The sequence below is a fragment of the Nesterenkonia salmonea genome, from assembly GCF_005771525.1.
In the GTDB taxonomy this organism is placed as follows: domain Bacteria; phylum Actinomycetota; class Actinomycetes; order Actinomycetales; family Micrococcaceae; genus Nesterenkonia; species Nesterenkonia salmonea.
The window spans coordinates 1-17,830 of the sequence record NZ_VAVZ01000036.1 but is presented as its reverse complement, the minus strand read 5'-3'; the positions used below and the strand labels follow the sequence as shown (position 1 = coordinate 17,830).

The following is a 17,830-nucleotide window of genomic DNA, read 5'->3' as shown; positions in this document are numbered from 1 at the left end:
CGAGGGTACCGGAGCGTAGGTCTTCAGCGGAACGCCAGCTCGCATTGCATAAATATTGATATACCTGCATAAAATCGCATAGGATGAGGTTCATGACTTTCACAGCCGCGGTTTCAGGCGCTTCCGGATACGCCGGCGGGGAGGTGTTGCGGCTTCTGGCCCACCACCCAGAGGTCGAAATCGGTGCTGTCACGGCCCACTCCAACGCTGGCCAGCGTCTGGGGGAGCTGCAGCCGCATCTGCATCCGCTGGCCGACCGAGTGTTGACTGACACCACCGCAGCGAACCTCTCCGGACACGATGTGGTCTTCCTAGCACTGCCGCACGGAGCCTCTGGTGAGCTGGCCGCTCAGCTCGGCGATGACGTACTCGTGATCGACGCCGCCGCCGACCACCGTTTGGAGTCGTCCTCTGACTGGGAGCAGTTTTATGCCTCCGCGCACCAAGGGACATGGCCCTATGGGTTGCCTGAGCTGCCGGGTCAGCGAGTAAAGCTGGAAGGCTCCCGGCGCATCGCCGTGCCGGGCTGCTACCCCACCACGATCCTGCTGGGGCTGGCACCGGCGTTCGCTGCCGGCCTCGTGGAGCCTAGGGACGTCGTCGTGGTGGCCGCCACAGGCACATCGGGGGCCGGTAAATCTCTGAAGCCACACCTGCTGGGCAGCGAAGTCATGGGTGGAATGAGCCCATATGGAGTCGGGGGTGTCCACCGGCACACCCCGGAAATCGAGCAGGGGCTCAGCTGGGTCGCCGACCAACCCGTCCAGATTTCCTTCACCCCGACCCTGGCTCCGATGGCTCGGGGAATCTTGGCCACCTCCACCGCGCGGGTCACCGCAGGGGTCACCGAAGCCCAACTGCGTGAAGCATATGCGGAACAGTACTCCCAGGAGCCGTTCGTGCATCTGCTGCCAGAAGGGCAGTGGCCAGCCACTAAACAGGTACTCGGAACCAACCATGTCACCCTTCAGCTCGCCCTGGATGCCAGGGCAGGTCGCGTGGTCGTTGTCTCAGCCTCAGACAACCTCACCAAAGGCACCGCCGGGGGAGCAGTGCAGTCCATGAACCTTGCCCTCGGGCTGGAAGAGACCACCGGATTGACCATGATCGGAGCAGCACCATGAGCGTTACCGCAGCCGAAGGATTCTCCGCCGCGGGTGTCACCGCGGGCCTGAAGAGCACCGGCCGGGACCTGGCGCTGGTGGTCAACAGCGGGCCCAGCAGGCAGGTTGCCGCAGTCTTCACCACCAACAGCTTCGCTGCCGCTCCCGTGCTGTGGTCTAGGCAAGTCATCAGTGACGGCCGAGCCGACGCCGTCATACTCAACTCTGGTGGCGCCAACGCATGTACGGGTCCGGAGGGCTTTCAGGACACTCACGCCACCGCTGAGCGGCTTGCCGCGTCACTGAACGCTGCCGGCTCCGATGTCTCCGCCACCGATGTCGCGGTGTGCTCCACTGGACTGATCGGGGAGCGCCTGAACATGGAGGCTCTGCTTCCCGGAGTGGATGAGGCTGTTGCCGCGCTGTCCCCAGAGGCCGAAAGCGGCATCGCCGCAGCTGAAGCCATTATGACCACCGATTCGCACTATAAGGTCGCAAGCCTCAGCGCCGAACGGTTCACTGTGGGAGGCATGGCCAAAGGTGCGGGCATGCTTGCACCCGGGATGGCAACGATGCTCGCGGTCATCACAACCGATGCGGTCATCTCCCAGACGGACCTGGACGCCGCACTGCGCGAGGCCGTCCGCCTCAGCTTCAACCGGGCTGACTCCGATGGGTGCATGTCGACCAATGACACGGTCATCGCCATGGCCTCCGGAGCGCACCCAGAGGCCGAAAATACCCGGGTGGACCTCGAGGATTTCCAGCAGGCACTCACCACCGTGTGCAGGGACCTGGCCCGCCAACTCATCGACGACGCCGAGGGGGCTGCCCACACCATCGAGGTGCAGACCATCAACGCGCCCACAGAGGAAGATGCGGAGACTGTCTCACGCGCTGTGGCACGGTCCAACCTGTTCAAGACAGCCATCTTTGGCCAGGACCCAAACTGGGGACGCATCCTCTCAGCGGTGGGCACCACAGAGGTGGAGTTCGACCCGAACCGGGTTGATGTTGCCGTCAACGGTGTCTGGATCTGCCTCGGCGGAGGAATCGGTGAAGACCGGTCACTGGTGGACCTCTCAGAACGCACCGTCCGGGTGCTCATCAACCTCAACGCCGGAGAGTCGGAGGCCACCATCCTCACCAACGACCTCACCCATGATTACGTCCACGAGAACAGCGCATACTCCACATGACTGAAAACCCCACCGTGCTCCCACGCGATGAATCCACTCTCTCCGCCGCTGCTGACAAGGCGGAGGTGCTGGTCGAAGCGCTACCCTGGATCCAGAAGTTCGCCGGGTCCACCATTGTCATCAAGTACGGCGGCAATGCGATGGTCAACGACCAACTTCGCCGCGCGTTCGCCGAAGACGTCGTGTTTCTCCGCCATGTGGGAGTCGACCCGGTGGTGGTGCACGGTGGCGGCCCACAGATAAACGCCATGCTGGAGGCACTCGGGATCAAGTCCGAGTTCCGCGGCGGCCACCGAGTAACCACAGCCGAGGCCATGGATGTTGTCCGCATGGTGCTCACCGGGCAGGTCTCACGCGAACTGATCGGCCTCATCAACTCTCACGGACCCTACGCTGTGGGCCTGTCGGGGGAGGATGCAGCGTTGCTCCAAGCCCGGCGGAAGACCGTCGAGATCGACGGCGTCGAGACCGACTTGGGTCTGGTGGGAGAAGTCACCGGCGTTAACCCTGAGGCAGTCCAGGACATTCTGGACGCCGGGCGCATCCCCGTCATCTCCACCATCGCCCCCGAATTCGATTCTGAAGGCAACCCCACAGGGGAGGTCCTCAACATCAACGCTGATCTGGCCGCCGGAGCTGTGGCGTCCGCCCTCGGCGCCTCCAAACTGGTGATGCTCACTGACGTCGAAGGTCTCTACGCGAACTGGCCGGATAAGTCTTCGCTGATCTCATCGCTTTCGGCCGCCGACCTACGCGCCATGCTTCCAAACCTCCAATCCGGCATGATCCCCAAAATGGCTGCCGCCCTGGCCGCTGTGGATTCCGGAGTGCCCCGGGCGCATATCGTCGATGGCCGGCAACCGCATTCGATGCTGTTGGAGATCGTCACTTCTGCTGGTGTGGGCACCCAAGTTGTCCCTGATGAGGACACGCTATGAGCCAGTACGACGACGCCTCCCTCACGTCGGTTGCCCTCGCTGAACAGCATCAGACCGGTGCGGCCACCAGCGCGGAGCTGTTGGACCGGTATCAGAGCTCGCTCACCGGAGTTTTCGGCACCCCTCAAGCTGTACTGGTGCGCGGCTCGGGAGCACGAGTCTGGGATGCCGAGGGTGGGGAGTACCTGGACCTCCTGGGCGGTATTGCAGTCAATGCCCTGGGGCATGCTCACCCGCTGATCTCCTCCGTGATCAGCTCTCAGCAGGCCACATTGGGTCATATTTCAAACCTCTTCACCTCGCCGACTCAAGTAGCCCTGGCGGAGAAGCTGCTGAGCCTGGCGAAGGCTCCAGCCGGCTCCAGCGTGTTCTTCGCAAATTCCGGATCCGAGGCCAATGAGGCCGCCTTGAAGGCAGTCCTGCGGCACCGCAAAACGACCGGAAAACAGCGCATCCTAGCCCTTGAGGGCAGCTTCCACGGCCGGACCACAGGGGCCTTGTCGCTCACCCATAAGCCTGCCTACAGGGAACCCTTCGGGGATCTGATCGGTGGGGTGGGGTTCCTGCCCTTCAATGACATCGACGCCCTGGAGAAAGCGTTCGAGCACGCGGACGTGGCTGGTATTTTCCTTGAGCCCATCCAGGGCGAAGCCGGCGTGCTGCCCCTAGACAACGCGTATCTGCAGCGCGCACGTGAACTCACCCACAGTTCGGATGCCCTCATGGTGCTCGATGAGGTCCAGACAGGGGTGGGGCGCACAGGCCAGTGGTTCCGCTACCAAGCTGTTGGCGGCGTCGTACCTGACCTGATGACTTTGGCCAAGGGCCTGGGTTCAGGGTTTCCGATCGGAGCGCTGCTCTCCTTCAGCGAGCCGGTGAGCGCCCTCATGGGTGCAGGCCAGCACGGCACCACCTTTGGGGGGAACCCACCTGCCACTGCCGCAGCACTGGCGACACTGCACGCGATCGAATCCGGCGGGCTGCTATCCCATGTGAACACCGTAGGAGAGCATCTCGCCGCGGCGCTGCGGGAGCTGCCCCAGGTGAGTCAGGTGCGTCAGTTCGGGCTGCACATCGGAGTAGATCTTATCCCCGTTGCCGGTGTGGAAGCTCCTGCCAAGGACCTGGTGGCCACCGCCCGGGAGCGCCACGGCCTGATCATCAACGCCACCGGAGAGACCACCCTGCGGCTAGCCCCTCCACTGAACCTCTCGCTGGCAGAGGCCGATGAGGCATTGGAGCGCCTGCGGGCTGCATTCACCGATGCGAGAACGAGGAACCAATGACTAGACACTTTCTCAATGACCTGGACCTCAGCCCTGAGGAACTGGACCAAGTACTTAACCTGGCGCAGTGGATGCGCGACCACCCTTACGCCGTCAAGGCCCTTGGTGGGCCTCAGACCGCAGCGGTGATCTTCGACAAGACCTCCACTCGGACGCGCGTTTCCTTCAGCGCAGGGATCGCGGCTCTTGGCGGCAATCCGCTGGTGATCAATCCGGGTGAGGCGCAATTGGGGCATAAGGAGTCCATCTCGGATACTGCACGGGTGCTGGATCGGCAGGTGAGCCTCATTGTGTGGCGCACATACGCCCAAGCTGACCTGGAGGAGATGGCCCAGCATTCCCGTGTCCCAGTCATCAACTCGCTCTCAGACGACTACCACCCCTGCCAGCTGCTCGCTGACCTGCTGACCGTGCGTGACCACCTCGGCGGGCTCCAGGGCAAGGCATTGGCCTATATGGGTGATGCGGCGAACAACATGGCCAATTCCTATTTGCTAGCGGGCGTCAATGCCGGAATGGACGTTCGGATCGCCGGACCGGAAGGCCATCTACCCGCTGTGGAGATCATCAAGACCGCCCAGGAGCGCGCCACCGTGACCGGCGGTAAGGTCACGGTGACCTCGGATACTCGTGAAGCGTTGGAGAATGCTCATGTGGTCGCCACGGACACGTGGGTCTCCATGGGGCAGGAGCAGGAGGAGGCCCAGCGCGGGGAGATCTTTGGCAGGTATCAGCTCAACGCGGAGGCCATGGCCAAAGCCAACGACGACGCCGTGGTGCTTCACTGTCTGCCGGCCTACCGGGGGGTCGAGATCACCTCCGAGGTGATCGATGGCCCTCAGTCGGTGGTGTGGGACGAGGCTGAAAACCGGCTTCACGTCCAGAAGGCGCTTATTGCTTGGCTGCTCGTGGAGTCCGGTCTGGCCGACGAGGAGACTGTCCGCATGGTGCGCCAGGCGCAGAGCGCATGACCCCGACCACAAAGACGGCTCGTCACGCCAAGATCCGGGAGCTCATCTCTCGGTCGTCGATCAAGTCGCAGGCTGAACTTGCCCGGGACCTCGCTGCCGAGGGCGTGAAGGTCACCCAGGGCACACTGTCCCGTGACTTGGTGGAGATCGGCGCAGCCCGGGTGCGCACCGGGGATGGTGGACTGATCTACGCTGTGCCTGCGGAGGGCCACGATCGCGAGTTCCAGGCGGATATTGCGGAGACCACTACCGCTAAGCTGGCCTCGCTGTGCAGGGACCTATTGGTCTCCGCAGAAGCCAGTGCAAACCTCGTGGTGTTGCGTACCCCGCCAGGGGCCGCGCAGTTCCTGGCCAGCGCGGTGGATCATTCGGCGTCGAAGTCGATTCTGGGCACCATCGCCGGCGATGACACCATCATGGTGATTGCCAAAGACCCCGAAGGTGGTCAGGATATCGCTGACTACTTCACCGCACTGGCCGAATCCAGGGGCTGAGCCGCTACTGCCAGATCGAAGTCCTCGCTCACCAGAGCCATATTCGCTGTGGCGCCTGCGAACGTTCCAGCGCTGATCGACAGAGGCACATTGGCAGCAGGGTTAGAGATATTGCCCGGAGCCCAGATCCGTTCATGGCTGGTTCGTCCGGTGAAGTCCGTTGTGAGGAATGAGCCCATGGGGTTCTCCGTCCGCTTCAGATCCAGCGTGCTCAGGAAACTGTCATGCGGCTGTATCCTCCCCGCAGTGAAGAGCGCATCGAGTCCGATCCGCTGACCGTTCTCCAGGAGCAGTCCTGAAATTCCCTCACTGGTGCCGAGTGCTTCCACGACTGGGGAGGGCTCAATAGTCACTCCTCGAGCTCGAAGTCGGCGTGCCACGGCGTCGTCGAGTGGTTCAGCGGCTGCGCTGAAGAACGTCAGTCGGTCACTCCACTGGCGCAGCAGTTCGGCCTGGTGCAAGGCCATGGGTCCCGCGGCCAGCACTCCCAGACGTTGACCTCTCACCTCCCAGCCGTGGCAGTAGGGGCAGTGCAGCACGGTCTTACCCCAGTGTTTGGCTAAACCGGGTATATCCGGCAGATGGTCAGAGAGTCCAGAGGCTGCGATCACCGTTCTGGCCCGCAGCTGGGGGCCACCGTCGAGGCTCACAATGAGGCTGCGGGGCCCTGAGGTGTTGGTGGATTCTCGAACATCGCGTACTGAACCCTGATGCAGAATCGCTCCATATTCAGCGAGCTCTCTGCGGCCGCGGTCTAGCAGATCCTGCGGCGGGATGCCTTCCATGCCGAGCACAGTATGCATATGGGACGCGAAGCGGTTACGTGGTTGGCCAGCGTCAATGATGACTGTTCGCCGCAAAGAGCGACCCAAGGAAAGCGCGGCGCTGAGTCCGGCTGGACCTCCGCCAATAATGATGCTGTCCCACAGTTCGGCTTCGGCGGCAATGGGCAGGTCGAGCAGTGTTACGGCAGCTACGTGTTCTGTGGTGTTCATAATTCAAGCATGGACCCAACATGCCACTATCGAAATATAGTTTGCCAAATCTGCAAGAACCGCTCAGACTGGTGCCATGGATGAGCTAACTCTGGTGGGACTGCGGTTGAAAGCGGCACGGACGGCGCGTGGGTGGACTCTTGAACGGTTGGCTGGAGCAGCCAATGTCTCTGCCAGTACTCTCTCCCGGCTGGAAAGCGGCAAGCGGCAGGCCAGTTTAGAGCTACTGCTGCCCTTGACTCGTCAGTTGGGTATCGGTCTGGATGACCTGGTGGTTGCCACCCCCGATGATCCGCGTGTTCGGCGGGAGCCGTGGGAAACGGGCGGCATCACAGTTCATCCGTTGTCGGTGGAGTCCTCTCCAGTGCACACGTACAAAATTCGCTATAGCCCCATGCCAGCCGTTGCGCGCGATGACCTGAAGATCCACGACGGCTATGAGTGGCTCTACGTGCTCAGCGGCAGAATGCGGCTCCAGCTGGGGGAGCAGGAAACGATTCTGTACAAAGGAGAGGCGGCGGAGTTCGATACGCTCACGCCCCATGCGCTCACCGCACTTGGCCCGGAACGCGCCGAAGTGATCAGTATTTTCAATGAGACAGGTGCACGGTTCCACACACGGTCGGAGTGAGGCCGCATCCTTGGCGGCCGGCCGATTGGTCTCTAGCGTCCTCTGGTCTGTTTGCGCCGCCGGCGCTCCCTAACGAAGACCACCACACCACATGCCATCACGACCATTCCGAGGATAACGAACACCGCGACCTGCCAGGCGCCGGGGTCTCCGGCACTGAAGACCATCGGGCCCAGTGCGAACATGAATGTCGCCCCGATGAAATACCAGACCGCGGTATCAGGTGCCTTCTGTGGCGTCTCCATCGTTTCAGCCTATTCACCGATATTGCGCCGTTCAAGGAGTGCCGTGGTGCTCCTCCAGCAGGGTCTGCATGGCGTGGAGGCCGAACATGTCGATCACTGCGTAGGCGTTTTGGCCGCCCACATGCGGGTCTGCGCCGGCAGCCAGCAGGCTCTCAGTGATCGCCTGGTTCTGTCGAAAGACCGCGCAGCCCAGCGCTGTCTGGCCCCGGTCGTTGACCCGGTCGACGTCGGCACCGCGCTCAATCAGCCCGCGCACCAACTCCGCGTGGTCGTTGTAGGCCGCCAGGATCAGCAGTGAGTCACCTTGGGCATTGGTGAGATTGACGGGAATCCCCTGATCAATGAAGTCCAGGAGCTCGGCAGACTTTCCGGATCGGGCGAGGTCCAACATGGAGTGAAGAAACTCCAATTGCTCATCGGTCAGCTCGGGTGCGCGGCCGCTCTGTTGGTCATCTGCCATGGTCCAAGTTTACGTGGCTGCCGCTCGGCCGGGGTGCGTTGCCCATAAATCAGGGAGGTGTTGAGGTATCAGGGCGCCACAGGAACCTGAATTCTCAAAGACGGCCTGATTTCCGCCGGTGGGGTACGCCAGTGTGGCGACAGACCCCCGCACGACGATAAGTATGCATAGGTATGAATATTTATGTAGACTATGTGGCGAGCTAAGCCGATTCGACTTCATATCAAGGAGCATCAGTGACCGATCGTATTGTTCTGGCCTATTCAGGCGGACTCGACACTTCAGTGGCCATTGGCTGGATCGCGGAGGCCACCGGTGCCGAAGTCATCGCCGTCGCCGTCGACGTAGGGCAAGGTGGCGAGTCCCTGGAGACGGTCCGTCAGCGCGCCTTGGACTGCGGCGCCGTGGAAGCCTATGTGGCCGATGCGCGGGATGAGTTCGCCGAGGAGTACTGCATGCCAACCCTGCGCGCCAACGGACTCTACATGGACGCCTACCCGTTGGTCTCCGCCATCTCCCGCCCCATCATCTCCAAGCACCTGGTGGCGGCCGCTCAGCAGTTCGGCGCTACCACAGTGGCCCACGGCTGCACCGGCAAGGGCAACGACCAGGTCCGCTTCGAGGTCAGCATTCAGACCCTCGGGCCAGAGCTGAAGTGCATCGCACCAGTGCGCGACCTCGCGCTGACCCGCGATAAAGCCATCGACTACGCAGAACGCCACGAACTGCCCATCGAAACCACCAAGAAGAACCCCTTCAGCATCGACCAGAACGTGTGGGGCCGCGCCGTCGAAACGGGCTTCCTCGAGGACATCTGGAACGGTCCCACCAAGGATGTCTACGACTACACCGACGATCCCGCCTTCGCTCCGGCACCCGACGTCGTCACCATCACCTTCGACCAGGGTGTACCGGTCGCGCTCGACGGCGAAACTGTGACCGCACTGCAGGCGATCGAGCAGCTCAACCGCCGCGCCGGTGCTCAGGGTGTGGGCCGGATCGACATTGTCGAAGACCGCCTGGTCGGCATCAAATCGCGCGAGATCTACGAAGCCCCCGGTGCCATGGCCATGATCGCCGCCCACCGCGAACTGGAGAACATCACCTTGGAGCGCGAGCAGGCCCGGTTCAAGAAGACCGTGGACCAGCGCTGGACCGAGCTGGTCTACGACGGCCAGTGGTTCTCCCCGCTGAAGGCCAACCTGGACGCCTTCATCAACGAAACCCAGAAATACGTATCCGGTGACATCCGCCTGGAACTCCACGGCGGACGCGCTACAGTCCTGGGCCGCCGCTCAGAGACCAGTCTGTACGACTTCAACCTCGCCACCTACGACACCGGTGACACCTTCGATCAGTCCAGCGCTCGCGGGTTCATCGACATCTACGGCCTATCCGCCAAGACCGCTTCACAGCGCGAAGAGCGCCTGCACGGCAAACCAGACCTCTCCGGGGCTGGGGTCGAGAAGTAGCTACGGCACAACGACGTGTGGGGTGGGCCTGTCTGGGCTCACCCCACAGTTATGCTGGCGGGCAGAGAATGACGGCAAACGGGGAGCATGAATGACTGATAAGCATGGGACGAACCAGGGCTCACTCTGGGGCGGAAGGTTTTCCTCCGGGCCCGCAGATGTGATGGCGGCACTGAGCAAGTCCACGCATTTTGACTGGAAACTCGCGCCGTATGACATCGCTGGGTCAAAGGCTCACGCCCGCGTGCTCCACCGCGCAGGACTGCTCACTGAGGATGAGTTGGCGTCCATGCTCTCCGCTTTGGGGCGGCTTGCTGACGACGTCGCCTCCGGCAGTTTCCTGCCCGCAGACTCCGATGAAGACGTCCACGGCGCCCTTGAACGCGGCCTGTTGGAACGCGCCGGCCAGGACCTCGGTGGCAAGCTGCGTGCCGGCCGGTCCCGGAACGATCAGATCGCCACCATGGTGAGAATGTTCCTCCGCGACGCCAGCACCGGCATAGCCGAGGGTGTGTTGGACGTCGTGGATGCCCTGATCGGCCAGGCTGAGAAGCACCCATCCGCACCGATGCCCGGCCGCACCCACCTCCAACATGCCCAGCCGGTGCTCCTAGCTCACCACCTGCTGGCGCACAGCTGGCCGCTGCTGCGCGATGTGGACCGTTTGATAGACCTAGACCGGCGCCTGGCGTTTTCCCCCTATGGTTCCGGGGCCCTGGCCGGGTCATCCCTGGGCCTGGACCCAGCACATGTGGCCGCTGAGCTCGGATTCGACGGCCCCGTAGAAAACTCCATTGATGGCACCGCCTCCCGGGACCTCGTCGCTGAGTTCACCTGGGTGACTGCCATGATCGGGGTTGACCTTTCCCGGATCAGCGAGGAAGTGATCTTCTGGGCGACCAAAGAGTTCGGGTTCGTCACCTTGGATGACGGCTACTCCACCGGCAGCTCGATCATGCCGCAGAAGAAGAACCCAGATATCGCCGAGCTCTCCCGCGGCAAAGCCGGTCGCCTCATCGGTGATCTCACCGGGCTGCTGGCAACTCTGAAAGCACTACCGTTGGCTTACAACCGGGACCTGCAGGAAGACAAGGAGCCGGCCTTCGACGCAGTCGACACTTTAGCCCTGCTGCTGCCCGCGGTCTCTGGGATGATCTCCACCCTGACCTTCCACACGGACCGACTCGCCGAGCTGGCACCGCAGGGATTCTCCCTGGCGACCGACATCGCCGAATGGCTGGTCCGCGAAGGCGTGCCCTTCCGGGTGGCGCACGAGGTGGCAGGCGAATGCGTCCGCGCCTGCGAACAGCACAGCCCAGCCAAAGAACTGCATGAACTCACCGACCAAGAACTCACCGATATCCACCCTGCGCTGACTCCCGAGGTCCGCGCGGTGCTCACCGTGGAGGGGTCTTTGGCCTCGCGGGATGCCGTCGGTGGAACTGCTCCTTCACGAGTGGCCGAACAGTTGGCGGCGGCCAAGCAGCGTGTCTCAGAGTACCGAGCAGCGTAGGCGCCGCCGGCTCTACCCGCTGTTAGGTGGGGCAGCTGCTGCGGGCGTCGTCGTCCTGGTGGTTCAGACCTGTACCGCGGACACCGAGCCAGAACCGCCCCACCCCACCGAGCTGGGCTACCCGCCAGCCCCAGAACAAGAATCCCCAGCTCTCAACGCCGAGGCCGGTGAACCCGGGGAGGTACCGATCACCGATCTTGTGGACAGCCAATGGGTGCAGGACACCGCTGAACGTGCCCAGATCCCGCGTCGGGCTGTGGAAGCCTACGCCGGAGCGGCCGCGCACGCTGAGCTGACGGATCCGGACTGTCAGCTGGGCTGGAACACTCTTGCCGGAATCGGGCAGGTTGAATCCATCCACGGAGCCTTCGGAGATTCCAGCATCGGGGAGGACGGGGTCGTGGACCCGCCGATCGTCGGGGTGCCCCTGGACGGCAGCGAAGGACTCATGGAAATCCCGGACACCGACGACGGTGAGCTTGACGGTGATGACGAATGGGACCGTGCGGTGGGGCCTATGCAGTTCATCCCCACCACCTGGGAGCTGTACGGCCAGGACGGGAATCTCTCCGGAGAGGCCAATATTCACCAGTACGACGACGCCGCATTAGCTGCCGCTGTCTACCTCTGTGACAGCGGCGATGACCTGACCGACGACCGCGGATGGAACGACGCGATCGGCGCCTACAACCAGTCGATCGAATACGCCCACGATGTTGCGCGATACGCTGAGCGGTACATGGACGACGAATGAGGAGCGCGGTCACACCATGATCAGCCCCGTGGAGCTGACCACCCTGTTCGATCAACACCCCGTGGAGCTCGCACCGCATCTGCTGGGCTGCGAGCTCAGTGTCACCACTGAGGACGGCACGGTCAGCGTCCGGCTCACTGAGGTGGAGGCATACGGCGGTCACGGAGAAGACCCGGGCTCCCACGCCTACCGAGGGCAGACTCTGCGCAACGCGACCATGTTCGGTCCGCCCCGGCAGGCGTACGTCTACCGCAGCTACGGGATCCACCGGTGTCTGAACCTGGTGGCCGGTGCTGAACAGGCCGGGGGGATTCTGCTACGCGCCGGGGAAGTCACCCAGGGCCGGGACCTTGCGGTGCTACGCCGTGGCGGGAAGGACACCAGCGCCAAATTGCTCTCCGGCCCCGGACGGCTGGGTCAGGGACTGGGCATCACCCTGCCCATGGATGGAACGGACGTTCGCATCACAGAGCCCGGCTACATACCAGACCCACCTGCAGCGCCGACTGAGGCGACTATGGCACTGATCCCGGCGGCGTCGTCGTACTCGGTGCGCACTGGCCCGCGGGTAGGTGTCTCTGGGACAGGCGGGACGGAGGCCTTTCCCTGGAGGTTCTGGGTTGACGCTCATCCCACGGTCTCGCAGTACCGGCCCGGAAAACTGCCGGCCAACCCCGCCTGATGCCACCGTCGAGTGATTCTCTTAGGGGTCTTCCACCCGGGCCCAGCTCGCGGATACGCTGACATGCATGAGCACAGAGCAGTGGGCAGAAGTGGACACGTACCTGGTGGAGAAGTTTATCGATGAGGATCACGCACTTCAATCTGCCCGCGAGAGCTCTGGGGAGACGCTTTTTCCCGGTATTGATGTCACGCCGAACATGGGGGCGTTTCTGGGAATGCTGGTCCAGATCACTGCATCCACCCGGATTCTAGAGATTGGGACACTGGCCGGGTACTCGGCCATCTGGATGGCGCGGTCTGCCGGCCCCGGAGCGCAGGTGGTGACGTGCGAACTGGAAAAGACCAACGCTGACGTCGCCCAGAAAAACATTGAACGCGCAGGCCTCGCTGATCGTGTGCACGTGATGCTCGGCGCTGCCGCCGACTCGATGGACGCGCTGATCAGCCAGGGTGCGGAACCGTTCGACCTGGTCTTCATTGACGCGGACAAGAAGTCCAACCCCCACTATCTGGATGCCGCCGTGCAGCTGAGTCGGCCCGGTACCGTGATCATCATCGACAACACAGTGCGCAGCGGTGGGGTCGTGGATGCGTCCTCCCATGACCCGGATATTATCGGCACTCGTCGACTCATGGACATGATCTCTGCCGATAGCCGGCTCACGGCAACAGCACTGCAGACAGTGGGCGCGAAGGGTTGGGACGGCTTCACGCTGGTCAGAGTCACATGAGGTGTTCTCCGGCCCTGGGAAGTTCGCCAACTGCCCGTCACCTTCTGTTCATCCGCGGGGGAGTAGTATTGGTTGATCGTTTTGACCAAAACGGGAGAGTCTCGCCACCGGATGAGTGAATCTAAAATTAAGCCATCAGCAGCAGCCAGTCAGAACGGGCGCCAGAGCGATGAACACGCTGACGTAATCGCCCTTCCCTCGATCAACGCTGGTATCGAGCAGGAGCGAGAATACGTCGCTGCCCTGTACCGCAGGCTTGATCAGCTGCGCGAAGAAAACCACCAGCAGCTGTCGAAAGTGCGCGCCACCGGAGCAGTGGGTACTATGCAGAACATCTCGGAGCGGGATGCCTTCGCCACAATGTATGAAGACCGGCTCGCCCAGCTCAGCGCGGTTGATGACCGGCTCGTCTTCGGCAGGCTGGATCTGGACAATGGCGACTCCCGCTATATCGGCCGTATCGGGTTAACCTCGGAGGCCAGGCAACGGCTCATGCTCGACTGGCGGGCGCCAGAAGCCGGGGTCTTTTACCAGGCCACGGCATTCGATCGTCAAGGTGTGCGCAGGCGCCGGCACCTGATGCTGAAGCGGCGGGCAGTCCAAGGGCTTGAAGATGAGGTCCTCGACGCCACAGTGCTGGACGAAGGCACCGAAAACCACGGCGACGGCGCACTACTGGCAGCCCTGAAAGCACGGCGCACCGGCCAGATGGGTGACATCGTCGCCACCATCCAGTCGGAGCAGGACGGCATCATTCGTGCTGACCGCTCTGGAGTGCTGGTGGTCCAGGGAGGCCCAGGCACGGGAAAAACCGCGGTCGCCCTGCACCGCGCGGCCTATCTGCTCTACGCCCACCGTGAGCGGCTGAAGTCAGCTGGGGTGCTCATCGTGGGGCCGAACTCTACTTTCATGTCCTACATTGAACGGGTTCTGCCGTCACTGGGTGAGACCGGCGTGGTGATGTCCTCACTCGCGGACCTCTATCCCGGTGTGCGCAGTGTGGAGGAACCCGATCCTCACGTGGCTGCGATCAAGGGGCGTTTGGACTGGGTGCAGATCATTGCTGATGCCGTCGCGCACCGCCGCCGCACGATTGCCCAGCCCCGCGATGTCACTGTCGAGGGTGTGAAGGTCACTGTTACCCCCAAAATGATCAAGCGGGGGATCGAACGGGCGAAAGCCACCGGAAAGCCCTATAACGAGGCCCGTTCCACGTTCGTCAAAGTCATGGTCAGGGAGATCGCCGAGAAGCTGGAGCGCATCCTGCAGCAGCGCTCGGCCGGAAATGATGCTGATCGCAGCTACTTGGATGAGGAAGTCCGCCAGGCCCGCGATGTCCGAGTGCTGCTCAACCTCTGCTGGATGCCGAGGACCCCCCAGGCTCTGCTGGAAGATCTGTTCTCTAAGCCGAACTACTTGGCCGATGTCGCACCCCAGCTCACCAAGGATGAGCGCCGACTACTTCAGCGATCACCGGGCAGCGCCTTCACCATTGCTGATGCTCCACTGCTGGATGAAGCTGCTGAGCTCTTGGGCGATCTGGACGAGTCGGCCGGTCGGGACGAAATCCGGAAGAAACTCTCACGTGAGAAGGACCTCGAAAACGCCCGCAAGGCCGTGGAGAACGCGACGCCGCAGCTTGAGGAGATGGGTATCGAAGGATTCCTGGACGCGGAGGCTGTTGCGAACATGAATGCCGACGGCGGACAACGGATGACCGCCTCTGAACGTGCTGGAGTCGACCGCACCTGGACCTACGGCCACATCGTGGTCGATGAGGCTCAGGAACTTTCACCCATGCAGTGGAATGTGCTCATGCGGCGCTGCCCCATGAAGTCTTTCACCGCTGTGGGGGACATCGCTCAGGGTTCATCGCCGTCGGCGGCGAGCAGCTGGGAGCAGGCTTTCGCCCCCTTCGCTGATGATCGCCTCAGAGTTGAGGAACTGACTGTCAACTACCGGACTCCGCGCAATATTGTGGAACTAGCCGAACGAGTAGCTGCCGCCAATGGTTTGCAGACCACTCAACTTCGCACAGTGAGGGACGGGGAGTATGAGCCCATCATTGAGCATTACGACGACGCCTCCGCTCTAGTCACTGCGGCCACAGACGCCGTTTCTGCCGAGCAGCAACGGCTGGGTGAAGGTCTGGTCGCAGTGATCGCCCCGGTCAACCTGGTGGGTGGGATTCGGCGGTCTCTGCGCAACACCTTCGGCAAACGACTCGGGGCAGGGGCCGGTTCGATGGCCCAGGATGTGGTGGCCCTGACCGCCGATGAGGCTAAGGGCCTGGAATTCGACGGTGTGGTCCTGGTGGAACCGGCCGCGCTGCTTGAAGAATCCAATGGACGAGTCGGCAGCCTCTATGTGGCGATGACCCGTTCGACGCAGTCGCTGCGCGTGGTCGCATCCCGAGACCTGCCAGCTGGGTTCTGAGCGTCGGTCGATCTTCTGCGGTAACGTACATCGGGTGACCGAGAACAGCCAGAATCCGGCGCTCGCCGGGCAGCGCAATGACCCCAGCTTTGACAATGTCTTCCAGGAACTTACGTGGCGAGGCCTCATCCACGTCTCGACGGATGCGGCCGCTTTGGAGAGTGCACTCGCGGGGCCACCGCTGACCTACTACGCCGGGTTCGACCCCACCGCAGCGTCTCTGCACTTGGGACACCTGGTGCAGCTTTTGACTATGCGGCGGATTCAACTGGCCGGACACACGCCGCTCGGGCTCGTCGGAGGGGCGACAGGTCTAATTGGTGACCCCCGCGAATCTGGTGAGCGTGTGCTGAACACTCCGGATATTGTCAGCGAGTGGGTGCACCGGCTGCAGAACCAGGTCCGCCACTACGTCTCGATGCAGGGCAGCAACGGCGCCCAGTTGGTCAACAACTTGGACTGGTGGCAGGGAGTCGGGGCCATCGAAATGCTCCGGGATATCGGCAAGCATTTTCGCGTCGGGACCATGATCAAAAAAGACATTGTCTCCAAGCGGCTGAACTCCGATGAAGGAATCTCCTACACAGAGTTCAGTTACCAGATCCTTCAGGGGTACGACTTCCTCCGCTTGCACCAGGACTACGGTTGCACGCTTCAGTTCGGGGGTTCGGACCAATGGGGAAACCTGACCGCCGGAACGGAGCTGGTTCGTAAGGCTGCCAATGCCCAGGTGCATGCCCTCGGGACGCCCTTGATCACCAACTCTGATGGAACCAAGCTGGGCAAGTCGGAGGGCAACGCTATCTGGCTGGACCCCGACCTGTGCTCGCCCTACGCGTTCTACCAGTACTGGCTCAACACCGCCGATGCAGACGTGGTTGACCGGCTGAAGGTCTTCACTTTCAAGACCCGAGCGGAGATTGAGCAGTACGCCCAGGCGGTGAAGGACGAACCGTTCAAACGTGAGGCCCAGCGAGCTTTGGCCTGGGATGTGACCTCCTTGGTCCACGGCGAGGAATCCACAAACAAAGTCATCGCCGCAGCAGCAGCGATCTTTGGCAAAGGCGAGATCTCTGACATTGATGAGAACACGCTGCAATCGGTCGCCGCAGAGGTGCCCACAGCGCAGCTGAGCGTGGAAGAGTCCACACCCGTGAACCTGCTAGCGGAGACTGGGCTCGTCAGCGGTCGAGGGGAAGCCCGCAGGGCCATTGACCAGGGCGGGGCATACGTCAACAACGTCAAAGTGGAAGACGGACTGAGCCCCGTTCCGGAGTCGGAATGGTTGCACGGAAAGTACCTGCTGATCCGCCGTGGCAAGAAGAATCTTGCCGTGGTGACCAGAGCCTAAACGGGGCCTCTGGGAGACCCCTCTGAGGTGTGGCGAGGGTCACGGTCTCGCGGTTTGCGCGGTCGCTCCGAGTGTGTGTAAAGTAATCTCCTGTGCCCGAGGGAAACTGAGCGGCACATCGGGGTAAATACCCCAAAACTACTCCTCAAGGAATCGGACCTAGAGTGGTGTGCTTGAAAACAAAGCGGAAACGCTGAGTTTGACAGCCACAACGAGGTCCGGTAAGTTTGAGAAGTTGCTCCGGAGCGATTCAGAGGGTTTCTTCTGATGGTGCCGGTGGCAGTCGTAGCTTGAGAACTCAATAGTGTGCCAAGTTTGTTGAAAACCAANAAGTTGCTCCGGAGCGATTCAGAGGGTTTCTTCTGATGGTGCCGGTGGCAGTCGTAGCTTGAGAACTCAATAGTGTGCCAAGTTTGTTGAAAACCAATTATTTATTTATTTGGTAACTACAGAACGTGCACCCCCGTGTACGGATCTGTGGATTGCCAGATCAACTATTCATTTTTTGATGGAGAGTTTGATCCTGGCTCAGGATGAACGCTGGCGGCGTGCTTAACACATGCAAGT

At 62.1% G+C, this 17,830-nt stretch carries 17 protein-coding genes and 1 rRNA gene; 15 read left to right on the top strand and 3 right to left on the bottom strand.

Going from position 1 to position 17,830, the window contains the following annotated elements; all coding sequences use genetic code 11:
- Positions 1-92 precede the first annotated feature (92 nt).
- Genes argC through FEF26_RS12140 form a run of 6 tightly spaced genes read left to right on the top strand, consistent with a single transcriptional unit; the run spans position 93 to position 5,991 of the window.
- The gene (argC, locus tag FEF26_RS12165) at positions 93-1,124 is read left to right on the top strand and encodes an N-acetyl-gamma-glutamyl-phosphate reductase (protein WP_138253813.1); all 1,032 of its coding nucleotides are present in this window, start codon (positions 93-95) and stop codon (positions 1,122-1,124) included.
- Complete coding sequence (gene argJ / locus FEF26_RS12160) at positions 1,121-2,302, top strand: bifunctional glutamate N-acetyltransferase/amino-acid acetyltransferase ArgJ (RefSeq protein WP_138253812.1); 1,182 nt, start codon at positions 1,121-1,123, stop codon at positions 2,300-2,302. Before argC ends, argJ begins: the two co-directional genes overlap by 4 nt.
- Entirely contained in the window at positions 2,299-3,240 is a 942-nt protein-coding gene (argB, locus tag FEF26_RS12155) for an acetylglutamate kinase (RefSeq protein ID WP_138253811.1), read from the top strand. The genes argJ and argB overlap by 4 nt, the downstream gene beginning before the upstream one ends.
- Complete coding sequence (locus FEF26_RS12150; RefSeq protein ID WP_138253810.1) at positions 3,237-4,526, top strand: acetylornithine transaminase; 1,290 nt, start codon at positions 3,237-3,239, stop codon at positions 4,524-4,526. The genes argB and FEF26_RS12150 overlap by 4 nt, the downstream gene beginning before the upstream one ends.
- The gene (argF, locus tag FEF26_RS12145) at positions 4,523-5,497 is read left to right on the top strand and encodes an ornithine carbamoyltransferase (RefSeq protein ID WP_138253809.1); all 975 of its coding nucleotides are present in this window, start codon (positions 4,523-4,525) and stop codon (positions 5,495-5,497) included. Before FEF26_RS12150 ends, argF begins: the two co-directional genes overlap by 4 nt.
- Positions 5,494-5,991, top strand: a complete 498-nt coding sequence (locus tag FEF26_RS12140) for an arginine repressor (protein WP_138253808.1) — start codon at positions 5,494-5,496, stop codon at positions 5,989-5,991. Before argF ends, FEF26_RS12140 begins: the two co-directional genes overlap by 4 nt.
- Here the strand turns inward: FEF26_RS12140 and FEF26_RS12135 are convergent.
- Positions 5,958-6,986 (bottom strand): NAD(P)/FAD-dependent oxidoreductase, encoded by a 1,029-nt coding sequence (locus FEF26_RS12135; RefSeq protein WP_138253807.1) that lies wholly within the window; start codon positions 6,984-6,986, stop codon positions 5,958-5,960. The genes FEF26_RS12140 and FEF26_RS12135 overlap by 34 nt on opposite strands.
- A 76-nt stretch (positions 6,987-7,062) precedes the next feature.
- On the opposite strand from FEF26_RS12135, the gene FEF26_RS12130 reads away from it, so the two are divergent.
- Positions 7,063-7,617, top strand: a complete 555-nt coding sequence (locus tag FEF26_RS12130) for a helix-turn-helix domain-containing protein (RefSeq protein ID WP_138253806.1) — start codon at positions 7,063-7,065, stop codon at positions 7,615-7,617.
- 32 nt (positions 7,618-7,649) lie between these two features.
- On the opposite strand, the gene FEF26_RS12125 is transcribed toward FEF26_RS12130, so the two are convergent.
- Together FEF26_RS12125 and FEF26_RS12120 are read right to left on the bottom strand one after the other, a co-directional pair.
- Positions 7,650-7,862 (bottom strand): hypothetical protein, encoded by a 213-nt coding sequence (locus FEF26_RS12125; protein WP_138253805.1) that lies wholly within the window; start codon positions 7,860-7,862, stop codon positions 7,650-7,652.
- 31 nt (positions 7,863-7,893) lie between these two features.
- On the bottom strand, positions 7,894-8,322 hold the full coding sequence (locus FEF26_RS12120; RefSeq protein WP_138253804.1) for an ankyrin repeat domain-containing protein: 429 nt from the start codon (positions 8,320-8,322) through the stop codon (positions 7,894-7,896).
- A 236-nt stretch (positions 8,323-8,558) separates the two neighbouring features.
- Here FEF26_RS12120 and FEF26_RS12115 point away from each other — a divergent pair, with 236 nt between their 5' ends.
- The 8 genes from FEF26_RS12115 to FEF26_RS12080 all read left to right on the top strand — a co-directional run.
- A complete protein-coding gene (locus FEF26_RS12115; protein WP_138253803.1) occupies positions 8,559-9,794 on the top strand; it encodes an argininosuccinate synthase in 1,236 nt (411 codons plus the stop codon).
- A 91-nt stretch (positions 9,795-9,885) separates the two neighbouring features.
- The gene (gene argH, locus FEF26_RS12110) at positions 9,886-11,307 is read left to right on the top strand and encodes an argininosuccinate lyase (protein WP_138253802.1); all 1,422 of its coding nucleotides are present in this window, start codon (positions 9,886-9,888) and stop codon (positions 11,305-11,307) included.
- Positions 11,282-12,061 carry a lytic transglycosylase domain-containing protein gene (locus tag FEF26_RS12105; RefSeq protein WP_138253801.1) on the top strand — a complete coding sequence of 260 codons (780 nt, stop codon included), beginning with the start codon at positions 11,282-11,284 and terminating at the stop codon, positions 12,059-12,061. The genes argH and FEF26_RS12105 overlap by 26 nt, the downstream gene beginning before the upstream one ends.
- 16 nt (positions 12,062-12,077) lie before the next feature.
- Positions 12,078-12,743, top strand: a complete 666-nt coding sequence (locus FEF26_RS12100) for a DNA-3-methyladenine glycosylase (protein WP_138253800.1) — start codon at positions 12,078-12,080, stop codon at positions 12,741-12,743.
- Positions 12,744-12,810: 67 nt separating this feature from the next.
- Complete coding sequence (locus FEF26_RS12095; protein ID WP_138253799.1) at positions 12,811-13,476, top strand: O-methyltransferase; 666 nt, start codon at positions 12,811-12,813, stop codon at positions 13,474-13,476.
- Positions 13,477-13,587: 111 nt separating this feature from the next.
- Entirely contained in the window at positions 13,588-15,912 is a 2,325-nt protein-coding gene (locus FEF26_RS12090) for a HelD family protein (RefSeq protein ID WP_138253798.1), read from the top strand.
- 34 nt (positions 15,913-15,946) lie between these two features.
- Positions 15,947-17,263 carry a tyrosine--tRNA ligase gene (tyrS, locus tag FEF26_RS12085; protein WP_138253797.1) on the top strand — a complete coding sequence of 439 codons (1,317 nt, stop codon included), beginning with the start codon at positions 15,947-15,949 and terminating at the stop codon, positions 17,261-17,263.
- 505 nt (positions 17,264-17,768) lie between these two features.
- Positions 17,769-17,830 (top strand): 16S ribosomal RNA (locus FEF26_RS12080); the annotation flags it as partial.